16 protein-coding genes and 2 pseudogenes are annotated in these 12,951 nt (G+C 65.1%); 11 read left to right on the forward strand and 7 right to left on the reverse strand.

Features of this window, described 5'->3' with window-relative positions; all coding sequences use genetic code 11:
* Positions 1-495: pseudogene (locus QZ281_RS13455) on the forward strand (threonine synthase); the annotation flags it as partial.
* Between the two features lie 7 nt (positions 496-502).
* Here QZ281_RS13455 and QZ281_RS13460 read toward each other — a convergent pair.
* The gene (locus QZ281_RS13460; protein WP_292229167.1) at positions 503-820 is read right to left on the reverse strand and encodes a CsbD family protein; all 318 of its coding nucleotides are present in this window, start codon (positions 818-820) and stop codon (positions 503-505) included.
* A gap of 161 nt (positions 821-981) precedes the next feature.
* Between QZ281_RS13460 and QZ281_RS13465 the strand changes: the two are divergent.
* The 3 genes and pseudogenes from QZ281_RS13465 to QZ281_RS13475 all read left to right on the forward strand — a co-directional run.
* Positions 982-1,494: pseudogene (locus tag QZ281_RS13465) on the forward strand (transposase); the annotation flags it as partial.
* Between the two features lie 342 nt (positions 1,495-1,836).
* Complete coding sequence (gene dusA / locus QZ281_RS13470; RefSeq protein ID WP_292229169.1) at positions 1,837-2,853, forward strand: tRNA dihydrouridine(20/20a) synthase DusA; 1,017 nt, start codon at positions 1,837-1,839, stop codon at positions 2,851-2,853.
* Positions 2,854-3,074: 221 nt separating this feature from the next.
* Complete coding sequence (locus QZ281_RS13475) at positions 3,075-3,578, forward strand: 3D domain-containing protein (RefSeq protein WP_292229170.1); 504 nt, start codon at positions 3,075-3,077, stop codon at positions 3,576-3,578.
* A 79-nt stretch (positions 3,579-3,657) separates the two neighbouring features.
* On the opposite strand, the gene QZ281_RS13480 is transcribed toward QZ281_RS13475, so the two are convergent.
* The 3 genes from QZ281_RS13480 to QZ281_RS13490 all read right to left on the reverse strand — a co-directional run bounded on the left by QZ281_RS13480 (position 3,658) and on the right by QZ281_RS13490 (position 6,925).
* Positions 3,658-4,566: a hypothetical protein gene (locus tag QZ281_RS13480; protein ID WP_292229171.1), complete on the reverse strand. Its 909-nt coding sequence runs from the start codon at positions 4,564-4,566 to the stop codon at positions 3,658-3,660.
* 91 nt (positions 4,567-4,657) lie between these two features.
* A complete protein-coding gene (locus tag QZ281_RS13485) occupies positions 4,658-4,981 on the reverse strand; it encodes an Mpo1-like protein (protein ID WP_292229174.1) in 324 nt (107 codons plus the stop codon).
* A 75-nt stretch (positions 4,982-5,056) separates the two neighbouring features.
* Entirely contained in the window at positions 5,057-6,925 is a 1,869-nt protein-coding gene (locus QZ281_RS13490) for a DEAD/DEAH box helicase (protein WP_292229176.1), read from the reverse strand.
* Between the two features lie 207 nt (positions 6,926-7,132).
* Here QZ281_RS13490 and QZ281_RS13495 point away from each other — a divergent pair, with 207 nt between their 5' ends.
* The 3 genes from QZ281_RS13495 (at position 7,133) to bioB (ending at position 9,346) form a co-directional block, all read left to right on the forward strand.
* Positions 7,133-7,342 (forward strand): flagellar basal body rod C-terminal domain-containing protein, encoded by a 210-nt coding sequence (locus QZ281_RS13495; RefSeq protein ID WP_292229178.1) that lies wholly within the window; start codon positions 7,133-7,135, stop codon positions 7,340-7,342.
* An 87-nt stretch (positions 7,343-7,429) separates the two neighbouring features.
* Complete coding sequence (locus tag QZ281_RS13500) at positions 7,430-8,242, forward strand: glycoside hydrolase family 16 protein (protein ID WP_292229179.1); 813 nt, start codon at positions 7,430-7,432, stop codon at positions 8,240-8,242.
* Between the two features lie 126 nt (positions 8,243-8,368).
* Positions 8,369-9,346, forward strand: coding sequence for a biotin synthase BioB (gene bioB / locus QZ281_RS13505; protein WP_292229191.1), 978 nt, complete (start codon positions 8,369-8,371; stop codon positions 9,344-9,346).
* A gap of 9 nt (positions 9,347-9,355) precedes the next feature.
* Here bioB and QZ281_RS13510 read toward each other — a convergent pair whose 3' ends face one another.
* Positions 9,356-10,039 (reverse strand): winged helix-turn-helix transcriptional regulator, encoded by a 684-nt coding sequence (locus QZ281_RS13510; protein WP_292229181.1) that lies wholly within the window; start codon positions 10,037-10,039, stop codon positions 9,356-9,358.
* 68 nt (positions 10,040-10,107) lie between these two features.
* Here QZ281_RS13510 and QZ281_RS13515 point away from each other — a divergent pair, with 68 nt between their 5' ends.
* Genes QZ281_RS13515 through QZ281_RS13530 form a run of 4 tightly spaced genes read left to right on the forward strand, consistent with a single transcriptional unit; the run spans position 10,108 to position 11,920 of the window.
* Complete coding sequence (locus QZ281_RS13515) at positions 10,108-10,542, forward strand: VOC family protein (RefSeq protein ID WP_292229193.1); 435 nt, start codon at positions 10,108-10,110, stop codon at positions 10,540-10,542.
* Positions 10,543-10,577: 35 nt separating this feature from the next.
* Entirely contained in the window at positions 10,578-11,078 is a 501-nt protein-coding gene (locus tag QZ281_RS13520; protein WP_292229183.1) for a VOC family protein, read from the forward strand.
* A 3-nt stretch (positions 11,079-11,081) separates the two neighbouring features.
* Complete coding sequence (locus tag QZ281_RS13525) at positions 11,082-11,543, forward strand: SRPBCC family protein (protein ID WP_292229185.1); 462 nt, start codon at positions 11,082-11,084, stop codon at positions 11,541-11,543.
* Positions 11,544-11,572: 29 nt separating this feature from the next.
* A complete protein-coding gene (locus tag QZ281_RS13530) occupies positions 11,573-11,920 on the forward strand; it encodes a DUF1428 domain-containing protein (protein WP_292229187.1) in 348 nt (115 codons plus the stop codon).
* A gap of 3 nt (positions 11,921-11,923) precedes the next feature.
* On the opposite strand, the gene QZ281_RS13535 is transcribed toward QZ281_RS13530, so the two are convergent.
* Both QZ281_RS13535 and QZ281_RS13540 read right to left on the reverse strand, forming a co-directional pair.
* Positions 11,924-12,682 (reverse strand): extensin family protein, encoded by a 759-nt coding sequence (locus QZ281_RS13535; RefSeq protein WP_292229189.1) that lies wholly within the window; start codon positions 12,680-12,682, stop codon positions 11,924-11,926.
* Between the two features lie 112 nt (positions 12,683-12,794).
* On the reverse strand, positions 12,795-12,951 hold a 157-nt coding region (locus QZ281_RS13540), incomplete at its 5' end, for a sigma factor-like helix-turn-helix DNA-binding protein (RefSeq protein WP_292229195.1).

Raw genomic sequence — 12,951 nt, forward strand, 5'->3', positions numbered from 1 at the left:
GTTGAGAGCGGCAGCGTATCGATGGATGTGCAGGCGCCGTCCAACTTCGAACGTCTGGTGTTCGAGGCCACCGGCCGTGACGCCGACGCCACGCGGACCCTGTTCGAAACTTTCGCCAGCGAGGGGACTGTGACCTTCGATGCGGACCTGCTGGCCGCGCTGCGGTCCGAGGTCTCCGCCGTCTCCATCGACGAGGACGAAACCCGCGCCGAGATCGCCCACGCCTACAAGACCTGGGGCCGGGTCATCTGCCCGCATACGGCGGTGGCCATTGCAGCCGCGCGTCGTCAGGACCGCTCGAACGGCCCCGTCGTCGCCCTGTCGACGGCCCATCCGTCCAAGTTCGGCGCCTTCGTCTCGGACGTGCTGGGCTTTGATCCCGAACCCGCAAACGTCATCGCCGCCCTGGGCGACAAGCCCGAGCGGTTGACGGTCATCGACGGAACGATGGAGGCGGCGCTGGACGCCGTGGCGACCTTCTCAGGCCGCCACTAGGTCCGCTTCAGCGGCGACGAAGGCCGCGCGAAACGATGCCAGCCAGAAGCAAGCCGACGCCGGCGACCGACAGGGTCGTCAGCAGCGGCTTGTCACGGGCAGCGGCGGCGACTTCGCGCGCCTTGGGACGATAGTTTTCCGGCGCCTTCTCAACCAGACGGTCAACGGCGTCCATCGCCTTGCCGAACTGCTCCAGCGACTTGCCCTTGGCGTCATTATAGGCGCCTTCGACTTCCAGCTTCTGATCACCGACCAGTTTGCCAAAAGCCTTCTGCGCCTTGCCCTGCACCTGCGAGGCGGCGCCGTTGATCTGTTCGTCAGTCATGGGATTGGACCTTATCTTCGAGGTGAGGTTCGGGGAGAGCGGTCATCTCACCGCATGTATCGTGAAGCCCCAAAGCGCCATTCGGTTCCAAGCGTGACCTTAGGCTCAGGCCCCATTGATGTGAGGCGCTCGATCTGTTTCAGGCCCCGAGGAGTCTGGATATGAGTGACCTTTATTGGCTGATGGACGAGCAGATGGCTCGGCGGAGCCCTATTTTCCCAAGAGCCACGGCAAACCGAGGATGGATGATCGGCGGGTGCTGAGCAGAATTATTTCCGTCACCCGCAACGGTCTGCGTTGGCGTGACGCGCCGACGGCGTATGGGCCTCACAAGACCCTCTACAATCGCTGGAAGCGGCGGAGCGAGGCGGGCGTCTTCGTACGGATGATGGACGGCCTGTCCAAGGCGCAATGGTTGTTGGGCGACAGGGGCTATGACGCGGACGGGTTCCGGGACGCCTTGCAAGGCCAAGGGGATCACGCCCTGCATCCCAGGCCGCAAAACCCGCAACCAGCCCATCCGGCATGACAAGCGTCGCTACAAGCTGCGGAATCGCATCGAGATCATGTTCGGGCGCCTGAAAGACTGGCGGCGCGTCGCCACTCGCTATGATCGATGCCCGAACGTCTTCCTCTCCGCCATTGCCCTGGCCGCTACCGTACTCTTCTGGCTACGAGTCCTGAGCCTAGGAGCGGGATACGCTGATCGTTCCCATCCTTGTTGCGAGGGTCTTTCCGATTCCGGATCGTCAGCATACATGTCCGTGGATGATAGTCACCCTGTTACGCTGAAGATTTCCTCGAGCCGCATCGCGGTCGCGATCGCGAATCTCACGACTTGCGTCATGGGTATTGCCAGGCGACGCGCCATCGACCTGATTTCTGCTTGCGGATCGAAGCCATGATTTGGGTGCAAAAAGGGTGCAGAGAGATTTCGTAGAGGGGCGAAAACCGTCGAAAAAGCGCGTAAAACCGTCGGCCAACATCGTCAGCCAACCGCCTGAACTTACAGAAAAATGCTTTTAAATCAAGCGTGTAGACTATCCGTAGCCCCGATGATGGACTGGACCGACAGGCATTGTCGGGCGTTTCATCGGGCGCTGTCGTCGCGGGCCTTGCTCTATACGGAGATGGTGACGGCGCCGGCGGTGGTGCATGGCGACCGGGATCGGCTGCTGGGTTTTGATGCGGTCGAGCATCCGGTGGCGCTGCAGTTGGGCGGATCGGATCCGGCGCAGTTGGCCGAGGCGGCGCGGATCGGCGCGGCCTATGGCTATGACGAGATCAATCTGAATGTCGGCTGTCCGTCCGACCGGGTGCAGTCGGGCAAGTTCGGCGCCTGCCTGATGCGCGAGCCGGAGTTGGTGGCCGACTGCATGGCCGCCATCATCGAGGCGGTCGACATCCCCGCTACGGTCAAATGCCGGATCGGCGTCGATGACCAGGACCCGGCGACCAGCCTGTTCGCCACAGTGGACGCCAGCGCGGCCGCAGGGGTCGACACCTTCATCATCCACGCCCGCAAGGCCTGGCTGAAGGGCCTGTCGCCCAAGGAGAACCGGGACGTGCCGCCGCTGGACTATGGGCTGGTGCGCCGCCTTAAGCGCGAGCGACCGCACCTCAGCATCTCCATCAACGGCGGCATCGGCTCGCTGGACGAGGCCGAGGCCCATCTGGACAACGCCGACGGGGTGCAGTTGGACGGGGTGATGCTGGGCCGCGCCGCCTATCACGAACCGGCCCTGCTGGGGCAGGCGGACCGTCGCCTCTATGGAGACGCGGTCGAGGACGTGGACGCCTATGGCGCTATCGAACGCTATCGCCCCTATCTGGTCGCGCGACTGGCGGAGGGCGTCGCCCTGCCCGCCATGGCGCGGCACATGCTGGGCCTGATGCACGGCCGTCCCGGCGCGCGGGCCTTCCGCCGCATCCTGACGGTGGAATCGATCGGTCCAAATGCTGGGATTGAGGTGGTGGATCGGGCCGTGGAGGCCGTGCGCGAGGCGGAATCCCGCCGTTCAGAGGCCGCTTGAGTCCAAAAAACATCGCTTTGCAATCAAGCGACTAGGCCACAAGCACCACTGACAGCAAGCCATACGGCCAAGCTGCGCCCATTTCTGGCCACAAGTTAACGCGACAAAACCGGCGCTGGCAGCGTTGGGAGCCAGTGTCTCCGCGAGCCAGACGTATGATCGGCGCCACCGCTGCCTTCGCCATGTTTTGGGCTGCCTTGTCCTCAGTTACGAGTGGACCAGTGCCCTACAATGTCGCTGTTGCGGCGGATGGGTTCAGGGTTGAAACCCCTGCAGCTGACGTCGGTTCCACAGTTTCGCCCTCGACGGGCGATCTGGCGTTGAACGAAGAACAGGCCGAACTGATGGACGGCGATCCCGACTGGACCGCCTCAGCGCGCCTCTATCATGCAGGCGGCGGCGGGGCTTCCGGCAATGATTCCCTGGGCTGCCGTCCGGTGGCCATGCGCACGGTCGCGACCGACCCCCGCATCATTCCCCGCCGCACCAAGCTGTTCATCCGTGAGACGGTCGGCCTTCGCCTCGCCGATGGTTCGATCCATGACGGATACTGGTACGCCTCCGACACCGGCGGCTCGATCAAGGGCGAGAAGATCGACCTGTTCACCGGCCACGGCCGCGGATCGATGGCCCAGGCTCAACGTCTGAACATGCGCACCCTGACCATCGCCGATGCAGGCACCTTCGACGGATGCCCCCCGGCCTGGGAAAACGCCTCGCGCTGAACCGCGCACCTTCCAGAATGCAGAACGCCGGCGACCGCAAGGTCGCCGGCGCCTTCAATTGCAGTCGCAGTGAACCGGATCAGTCGTCCAGTTCGGTGACCTGCAGCGTCGACTGAACCATCTGGTCGCCGTAGGTGCCGACCCAGATGTCATAGCGGCCGTTCTGAGGATTGGTGATGGTCACCTTGGGGTTCAGATCACCGGCAGAATCGTCATCGCAGTAGAAGCGGCCGTTCGGCGTATTGACCAGCAGAGTGGTGTCGTCGTTGGAGATGTTCTTGAACGTCAGGTCCGCATCGCCTGCACGGTCATAAAAGACCTGGAAGTCCGGCGCAGCGCTGACATTGCCGACACAGCCGGACTTGGCGCGCGACGCCGGGATGGAGCCGCCCGCCAGGATCTGTTTGGTGTAGGGATCCGGCGTGAAGCCTGCACGCAGGTTCACCGAGCCATAGTTGGGCGTCAGATCGATGTCCGGGCCGTCGCCATCGTCACTGGAGCTGGTGAGCGAATCCGCGCCCAGTTCGGTGACCATCAGGGTAGATTGGACCATGCTGTCGTTATAGGTGCCGACCCAGATGTTGTAGCGACCGCTGGCCGGGCTGCTGATCGTGATCAGCGGATCAAGGTCGCCGCCGGAATCGTCGTCGCAGAACCAGCGCCCGTTGGGGCTGCTGATCAGCAGGGTAGTGTCTTCCGACGCCGTCAGCTTGAACGTCAGATCCGACGAACCCGCGCGGTAATTCACCTGCAAGTCGGGCGCGGCGCTGACCAGGCCTTCACAGCCCGACTTGACCGAAGACGCCTGAACGGAGCCTCCTGCCAGCATCTCCTTGGTGTAGGGATCCGGCGTGAACCCGGTGCGCAGGTTCACGGTTCCGTAGTTCGGCTCAAGCGAGGCGTCGGGACGCCCGCCGCTTTTCTGAGCCAGGCTCACCCCCGGCGTCAGCAGCATGGCCGCCGCTGTCACGATGGCGATAGTCTTCATAGATGGTCCTCCGATTGCGACCCTCGGTCGCAGGCGACCATACCCCGTTTTGCGACGCCGTGCAGGGCCGAAGCACAGCTGTTCGTCGGCGTCAGAAACGGCGCTTGCCGGTTATGGTTTCAAAGAAAAGGCGGAAATCGCCCATCAAGCTCCACAGCGGGTATTTGAAGGTCGCGGGCCGGTTCTTTTCGAAGAAGAAATGCCCCACCCAGGCGAAGCCGTATCCGACCAGAGGCATGGCCAACAGCCACCACGGGTTCCGCGTCACAAGCAAGGCCACGAAGGCCGCGATCACCAGCGACGTCCCGACCACATGGATGCGGCGGCATGTCCGGTTGGAATGCTCGTGGATGTAATAGGGGTAGAAGGCCTCGAACGAAGCGAACCGACCCTCTGGCGCGGACGGACTGGTCATGCCGTGAGGTTGCGCCGGTATGCGGCCGGTTGCAAGAACCCCTCCCCCGCGTGTGCGAAGGAGGGGTTTTGAAAATCAACCGTTCGACTTGGACTTGCCGCCCTTGAAGCCCGGCTTGGGCTTGAAGGGCTTCTTGGCGAAGGGTTTGTCGCCGGAAGGCTTGCCGCCTTCAGCCGCCTTGGGCGCCCAGGGCTTCTTCTTGAACGGCGGGCGAGCGTCGGCGCGCTTGTACGGGGTCTTCTTGAACGGACGGTCGCCGTCTTCACGACGCGGCTTGCCCGCGAAACGACCGGCCTTCATCGAACCCGGCGTGGGGGCTTCCGAAGGCGTGATCTTCACTTCGTCGTTCGCAGCGGCGACGGCGTCGCGGAACGCCTTCTCGTGCGTCTTGGCGATTTCGAAGCGGGTCTCGTCCGGGAAGGTGCGGATGGCGCCGATCTGGGGCTTGGAGATGCCGCCGACGCGGCAGATCAGCGGGATCAGCCACTTGGGGTCGGCGTTCTTGTTGCGGCCCACATCCATGCGGAACCAGACCACGTCGTCTGCGCCCAGACGCTCACCCGGCCAGGGCTGAGCCGCCGTGCCGTCGTCATTGCGGACCATGCGGTCGCGCTTTGCGGGGCCACGGTCAGCGCCCGGATCGGACAGTTCTTCCGGCGCGGGCTGTTCCTTGCGCAGCAGACGGACCAGGGCCGCCGCGATCTCGTCGGGCGTGCGCTCGGCGATCATGCGCTTGGCGACGATCATGTCCTCGTCGGTGACGTCGGCCTCGAAGAACTCTGGCGACAGCAGACGGCCTTCATCGGCCTTGCGGATTTCGTCGAAGGTCGGCGCGCCAGACCAGACAGCGTCAACGCCCGCTTCGTCCATCAGGCGCTCGGCCTTGCGACGACGCGAGTGCGGCACCAGCATCACGGAGACGCCCTTCTTGCCCGCACGGCCCGTACGGCCCGAACGGTGCAGCAGGCCTGCGCGGTTCATCGGCAGTTCGGCGTGGATGACCAGACCCAGGTCCGGCAGGTCCAGACCGCGTGCGGCGACGTCGGTGGCGACGCAGACGCGGGCCCGGCCGTCACGCAGCGACTGCAGCGCATCGGTGCGTTCGCGTTGGCCCATTTCGCCCGACAGCGACACGGTCGAGAAGCCGCGCTCCAGCAGCGAGGATTGCAGGTGGCGCACGCTGTCGCGCGTCGAGCAGAAGACCATGGCGCGCGGCGCCTCGAACCAGCGCAGGGTGTTGACCACCGCGTGCTCGATCTCGTTGGGCGCAATGCGATAGGCGCGGTATTCGATGTCGGCGTGCTGGCGCGTCTTGTCGGTCGCGTCGATGCGGACCGCGTCCTTCTGGTAGCGCTTGGCCAGGGTGGCGATATCGCGGGCGATGGTCGCCGAGAACAGCAGGGTGCGGCGTTCGGCCGGGGCCTGGTCCAGAATGAACTCCAGATCCTCGCGGAAGCCCATGTCCAGCATCTCGTCGGCTTCGTCCAGGACGGCGACCTTCAGTTCCGACAGGTCCAGGTTGCCCCGGTCGATGTGGTCCTTCAGGCGGCCCGGCGTGCCGACGACGATGTGGACGCCAAAGCCCAGAGCGCGGGCTTCGCGACGCGCATCCATGCCGCCGACGCAGGTGGCGATCTTGGCGCCGGAGTCGGCGTACAGCCACTGAAGCTCGGACGCGACCTGCATGGCCAGTTCGCGGGTCGGGGCGATGGCCAGGCACAGCGGCGCGCCGCCGGGGCCGAAGATGGGCTTGTCGCCCAACAGGGTCGGCGCAGCGGCCAGACCAAAGGCCACCGTCTTGCCCGAACCGGTCTGGGCCGAGACCAGCATATCGCGCTCGGCGTGCTCGCCTTCCAGAACTGCGGCCTGAACGGGGGTCGGCTCGGCATAGCCCTTGTTGATGAGGGCGCGGTCGAGCGCGGGGTGGACGGCGGGAAAGGGCATCGGATACCTGGGACAACGGACAAGGCGGGCGCCGAAACGACCGCGCCCGGCCGAGGACAGACCTCAGGCCGGGCGAATGAGAAGCGCCCTATACACGGATAAAGGCCTAAGCGGGGCGGAAAACGCCGTTCACCCTGTTCCTTCAGGCGATGTTGACCTGAAAAGCGCACTTTTGCGACTGAACCGAACCTTGACCCGAGCATAGCCATGCAGGCCCTGCCCATCGCCGCCGCCGGAATGCTGGACGCCCAGACGCGCTTCGACAACAGCGCACACCGCACGGCGCAGGCCCCGCTGGACAATCTGGCCGAGGAAATGGTCGAACGAATTCAGGCCAAGACCGCCTTCAGCGCCAACGCCGCCGTGGTGAAGACCGCCGATGACATGACCGGCGTCCTGTTGGACATGCTGGCCTGATCGACCGCCCCCGGCGCGACATGTCGCCGGTTTGCCGCCGCCGTCGCCCTGCCCTATCCCTTTGGCCGTTGTTGAGGGGGATCGGCGATGATGATGGGACTGTTGGCGGGTTTGATGCTGACAGGCGAAGCGGCCGCGACGCCGACGCCTGCGGGTCATGTTCTGGTCTGGGCGGACGAGTTCGATCACGACGGCCTGCCCGACCCTTCGCGCTGGACCTATGACGCCAGCCGCAACCGCGAGGGCTGGCACAATAACGAGGCCCAGTATTACGCCGTCGCACGGCCCGAGAACGCCCACGTCGAGAATGGCCGACTGGTCCTGACCGCGCGACGCGAGACACTGGCGGATGCGCCCGACTGGGGTGGCCAGACCTATACCTCCGCACGTCTGCTCAGCACCGCTCCCGGCTGGACCTATGGCCTGATCGAGGTGCGCGCCAAACTGCCGTGCGGGCGCGGCACATGGCCGGCCATCTGGATGTTGCCGGTCCAGCCGTCGGGCTGGCCGCTGGGCGGCGAGATCGACATCATGGAACATGTCGGCCATGCGCCGGGCGCGGTCCACGGCACAGTCCACACCCAGGCCTATAACCACATCAACAAGACAGAACGTGGCGGCTCGATCCAGATCGACGACGCCTGCCAGAGTTTCCATCGCTATCAGGTCCAGTGGTGGCCCGAGGCGGTGACCTTCATGGTCGACGACCAGCCCTATTACAGCTTCGCCAACGACGGCGCGGGCGCGCCCGAGACATGGCCGTTCGACAAGCCGTTCCGCCTGATCCTGAACATCGCCGTCGGCGGCGACTGGGGCGGCGCCCAGGGCATAGACGACGACGCCCTGCCCCAGACGATGGAAGTCGACTATGTGCGGGTGTTCCAGCCCATACCGCACTGAACTCGCCCGACAGGCTCCAGCTCAGGTAACACCGTCTTCAAGTCCCAGCTTTGCGGCAAGTTGGACGGCTGCTAATTTGCGGACATGGCCGATGATCTGTCCCGCACCCTGACCACCCGCACCAATATGGCGCAGCCGCGCCACGACTGGACGCTGGAGGAGGTCGAGGCCCTGTTCGCCCGCCCCTTCATGGAACTGGTGTTCGAGGCCGCATCCGTCCACCGCGCTTGGTTCGATCCCAGCCAGATCCAGAAGTCGCAGCTTTTGTCGATCAAAACAGGCGGCTGCGCCGAGAACTGCGGCTACTGCTCGCAGTCGTCCAGTTTCCAGACCGGGCTGAAGGCCGAGAAGCTTCTGGACGCGGACGTCGTCATCGCCGAGGCCGCCGCCGCCAAGGCAGGCGGGGCCAGCCGTTTCTGCATGGGCGCCGCCTGGCGTGAACTGAAGGACCGCGACACCCCGCGTCTGGCCAAAATGATCTCGGGCGTGAAGGCCCTGGGTCTGGAGACCTGCGCCACCCTGGGCATGTTGACCGCCGATCAGGCGCGCCAGTTGAAGGAAGCGGGTCTGGACTATTACAACCACAACCTCGACACCGGCCCCGAATACTATGCCGAGGTCGTCACCACCCGCACCTATCAGGACCGTCTGGATACGCTGGAGCATGTGCGCGACGCAGGCATGAACACCTGCTGCGGCGGCATCGTTGGCATGGGCGAGGCGCGTCGTGACCGTGCGGGCCTGCTGCACGCGCTGGCCACCCTACCCGCTCATCCCGACAGCCTGCCGGTCAACGCCCTGGTCCCGGTGACCGGCACCCCGCTGGGCGAGCGGGTGCTGAAGGCGGGCGAGATTGATCCGATCGAATTCGTCCGCACCGTCGCCGTCGCCCGTCTGGTCTGCCCGCGCGCCATGGTGCGCCTGTCGGCCGGACGCGAGACCATGACCCCGGAAATGCAGGCCCTGTGCTTCCTGGCAGGGGCCAACTCCATCTTTGTCGGCGGCAAGCTGCTGACCACCCCCAACCCCGAAGAAGACGAAGACGCCCGCCTGTTCGCCCTGCTGGACCTGCAGCCCATGCCGGTCGGCGCGACGGCGCGCTGATCAGGCCTCCTAACCGCCTGCCTTTTCCGGCAGGTTGAAGAAGCTGATGTAGTGTTCAAACACGGCACGGTCGCCGCTGATCGCCAGCGCATCCTCGGCCTCCAGAACCGCCAGCGGCGCCTTGCCGTACACCGCCGCCGCCGTGACCTGCGGAGCCGTCGTCACCACCACGTCAGCGTCATCAACGGCGTCGCGCCGCGCCTTCAGCACCCCGTCACGCACCGTCACGCGAAACGCTTCGTCGCCGAAGACGAAGCCCAGCGTCATATCCGCATCGCCTGCGAGCGTGGCGTCGAACATGGTCATGAAGGACTGCATGATGGAGACGGCGCTGATCGGCAGGGTCGGGTCATGCTGCGGCGACCGCGCCGCCCAGCGCCCCAGCACCATGAAGACCGGCTCAAGCTCATAGCCCCAGTCCGTCAGTTCATAGACCTGAACCGAGGCAGGCGGCGGAAGTTTGCGACGACGCAAGATGCCCGACGTCTCCAACCCCTCCAGCCGCTGGGTCAGGACATTGGCCGAAATCCCGCACAAATCCTTCTTCAGATCACCGAACCGACGCGGCCCCATCATCAGTTCGCGAACCACAAGCAGCGCCCAGCGTTCCCCCACCAGATCAAGGCCGTGGGCTGCCCCACAGGCGTCGTGATATCTGCGCCCTGATTTTTCGGTTATCTTTTCTAACTTCATAGTTGACTATGGTAATCAGTCAGCGCAGGTTTCGCAAATCCAAGCAGAGGAGAACCGCCGTGCCTCCGATGATTTTCATCAACCTGCCCGTCACCGACCTCGCCCGCTCCATCGCATTCTACGAAGCCGTCGGCGCGACCAGGAACCCGATGTTCAGCGACGACACCGGCGCCTGTATGGTCATATCGGACGTGATCCACGTCATGATCCTGACCCACGACAAATGGAGGACCTTTACGGATCGCCAGATTCCCGACGCCCATGTCTCGGCCCAGATGTCGCTTTGCTACTCCTGCGACAGCCGCGAGGCGGTCGACGCGGTCGTCGCCAAGGCGGGCGCGGCTGGCGGCCTGATCGACCCCAATCCGATCCAGGATCACGGCTTCATGTACGGGCGCGGCTATGCCGACCCCGACGGCCATATCTGGGAGCCGATGTGGATGGACCCCGCCGCCGTCGCCGCCGGGCCCGAAGCCTTCGCCGCCCAGGCAGACGGACACTGAACTGCCCTCCCACAGAATCAAAAGGAGATGATGCGATGACCGACAAGATCATTCCCTGCCTCTGGTACGATCTGGGACAGGCGCGGCTGGCGGCGGAGTTCTATATTTCGCTGGGCCTGCCAGACAGCCGGATCGACCGCGTGGTCGCCAGCCCTGCCGACAATCCCTCCGCGCCTGCGGGCGCCGAACTGCTGGTGGAGTTCACCCTGGCCGGGCGCCGCTATCTGGGCCTGAACGGCGGGCCGATTTTTCCCCATACCGAGGCCGTGTCCTTCGTCATCGTGACCGATGATCAGGCCGAGACCGACCGCCTGTGGGACGCCATTGTCGGAAACGGCGGCAAGGAAAGCGACTGCGGCTGGTGCAAGGACCGCTGGGGCGTCAACTGGCAGATCACTCCGCGTCGTCTGCTGGCCTTCTACGACGACCCTGACCCCGCCCGCACCCGCGCCGCCTTCGAGGCCATGATGACGATGAAGAAGATCGACATCGCCGCCCTCGACGCCGCCGCCGACGCCGCCCAGACGAAGGCCTGATCCATGTCCGATCTTTACGAACTCAGCGTCAGCCGCCTGATCAAGGCCTCGCCCGAAACCGTCTGGCGGATCTTCGTCGAACGCACCGGCGAATGGTTCTGCCCCAAACCCTGGACGACGCCTGTGGTCGACTGGGATCTGCGCGTCGGCGGTCGGGCCAATGTGGTTCTGCAATCGCCGGAGGGCGAGCAGCATCCCTATTCCGGGGTGTTTCTCGAGATCGAACCGGGACGCAAACTGGTTTCGACCGGCGCCATGACCGAGGGCTGGGTTCCGCAGGCGGGCGACCTGAACTTCGTCCGCATCGACACCTTCGAGGCTGAGGCAGGCGGCACGCGCTACACCTCCACCGCCCGACACTGGGAGGAGAAGGCGATGGAGACCCATAAGGCGATGGGTTTCGTCCAGGGCTGGGGCGCGGTCGCCGATCAACTGGCCGCATTGGCCGAACAAGCGGATCGCTGAACGATCCCATACTGGAAAAGGAAACGACCATGAGCTTCCTCGACATCACCGTCATCGCCGTGCCGACCGAGAACAAGGCCGCCTATCTGGAGCACTCCCGCACCAGCACCATCGTCTTCAAGGAGAATGGCGCGCTGAAGGTCACCGAGACCTGGGGCGAGGACGTGCCGGAAGGCAAGCAGACCGACTTCCGCCGCGCCGTGGCGCTGAAGGATGGCGAGACGGTCGCCGTCGGCTGGATCACCTGGCCCGACAAGGCGACCCGCGACGCCGCCTGGGAGAAGATGATGCAGGACGAACGTCTTGCCGGAGCGGAGATGCCGTTTGACGGCAAGCGCATGATCTTCGGCGGCTTTGAAACCCTGATCGACGGCTGAGCTTCAGCGGCAGAACTGGGTGTTCGTGGCTTCCAGATGCAGGTGGTCGCGGTGGACGGCGTTATAGTCGGGGCTGAGGGTCGTGCCGAAGATGCGGCAGGCGTCATCCCGGATACGGCGCATGAACCGCCCGCCTGCCGCGCCGCCCGGTCCATTGCCGTTCCAATCGGCCAGGACCGTGATCCGGCGCCCGTCGCGCAGACGCACGCCTGAGAAATCGAACGCCGCCGCCTGGGCGTGGGCGCTGACGCGGTTGCTGACCCCGCCATTGTTCACATTGCGACAGGCATAGGCGCCGAAATGGTCGATCTGCACCACGTCGGAGCCCAGGATTTCGCGGGCCGCAGGCTCCACCACCTGACGTCGCCAGATGCTGAGCGCCAGGGCCGTCTGGCAGGTCATCTCGACATCGCTGGGCGCCATCCGCGCCACCGTGCCCATGTCCGGCCCCAGCACCCCGCCCTCTGTCAGGCCGCAGACCGCCGAGTTGGTGCGGTTCGGCACCGGGTTGAAGGTGACGCGAGACGCATTGAGCTGCGCCAGACACTGGCCATAGCTGGCGCCCTCGCGGATCACGGCCGCACGGGTCTGGTCGGTGACGCGCTGGTCGATCAGGGCGCCGACCAGCGGGGCTTCATAACGGCTGGGGCGGCTGGGACTGGTCGTGGTCGGCGGCGGCGCGACACGCCCGCACCCCGTCAGGACAGCCAGCGCCACGAGCAGCACCGCTCGCGGCCATCGGGATCGCACGGCCTGGATCATGGGCGCCAGCCTAACTGATTCCGTGGCGGTGAAAGGGCGGCGCCGAGCCGCACCCATAGAAAAAGGGCGGCCCCGTCGAAGCCGCCCTTCATTCGTTTCAGACCGTTCGGCCTCAGCTGTCCAGGAAGGACCGCAGTTTGCGCGACCGCGACGGGTGCTTCAGCTTGCGAAGCGCCTTGGCCTCGATCTGACGGATCCGTTCGCGCGTCACCGAGAACTGCTGGCCGACTTCTTCCAGCGTGTGGTCGGTGTTCATGCCGATGCCGAAA

This window comes from Brevundimonas sp., assembly GCF_018608325.1.
GTDB lineage: Bacteria > Pseudomonadota > Alphaproteobacteria > Caulobacterales > Caulobacteraceae > Brevundimonas.

Bases quoted from the DNA above. Each gene is read 5' to 3' on its own strand.
- QZ281_RS13535 (WP_292229189.1), bottom strand. From the start codon at position 12,682: ATGATCCAGGCCGTGCGATCCCGATGGCCGCGAGCGGTGCTGCTCGTG.
- QZ281_RS13460 (WP_292229167.1), bottom strand. From the start codon at position 820: ATGACTGACGAACAGATCAACGGCGCCGCCTCGCAGGTGCAGGGCAAG.
- QZ281_RS13530 (WP_292229187.1), top strand. From the start codon at position 11,573: ATGAGCTTCCTCGACATCACCGTCATCGCCGTGCCGACCGAGAACAAG.
- QZ281_RS13500 (WP_292229179.1), top strand. From the start codon at position 7,430: ATGATGATGGGACTGTTGGCGGGTTTGATGCTGACAGGCGAAGCGGCC.
- QZ281_RS13525 (WP_292229185.1), top strand. From the start codon at position 11,082: ATGTCCGATCTTTACGAACTCAGCGTCAGCCGCCTGATCAAGGCCTCG.
- dusA (WP_292229169.1), top strand. From the start codon at position 1,837: ATGCTTTTAAATCAAGCGTGTAGACTATCCGTAGCCCCGATGATGGAC.
- QZ281_RS13515 (WP_292229193.1), top strand. From the start codon at position 10,108: ATGATTTTCATCAACCTGCCCGTCACCGACCTCGCCCGCTCCATCGCA.
- QZ281_RS13510 (WP_292229181.1), bottom strand. From the start codon at position 10,039: ATGAAGTTAGAAAAGATAACCGAAAAATCAGGGCGCAGATATCACGAC.
- QZ281_RS13495 (WP_292229178.1), top strand. From the start codon at position 7,133: ATGCAGGCCCTGCCCATCGCCGCCGCCGGAATGCTGGACGCCCAGACG.
- QZ281_RS13480 (WP_292229171.1), bottom strand. From the start codon at position 4,566: ATGAAGACTATCGCCATCGTGACAGCGGCGGCCATGCTGCTGACGCCG.
- QZ281_RS13485 (WP_292229174.1), bottom strand. From the start codon at position 4,981: ATGACCAGTCCGTCCGCGCCAGAGGGTCGGTTCGCTTCGTTCGAGGCC.
- QZ281_RS13520 (WP_292229183.1), top strand. From the start codon at position 10,578: ATGACCGACAAGATCATTCCCTGCCTCTGGTACGATCTGGGACAGGCG.
- QZ281_RS13490 (WP_292229176.1), bottom strand. From the start codon at position 6,925: ATGCCCTTTCCCGCCGTCCACCCCGCGCTCGACCGCGCCCTCATCAAC.
- bioB (WP_292229191.1), top strand. From the start codon at position 8,369: ATGGCGCAGCCGCGCCACGACTGGACGCTGGAGGAGGTCGAGGCCCTG.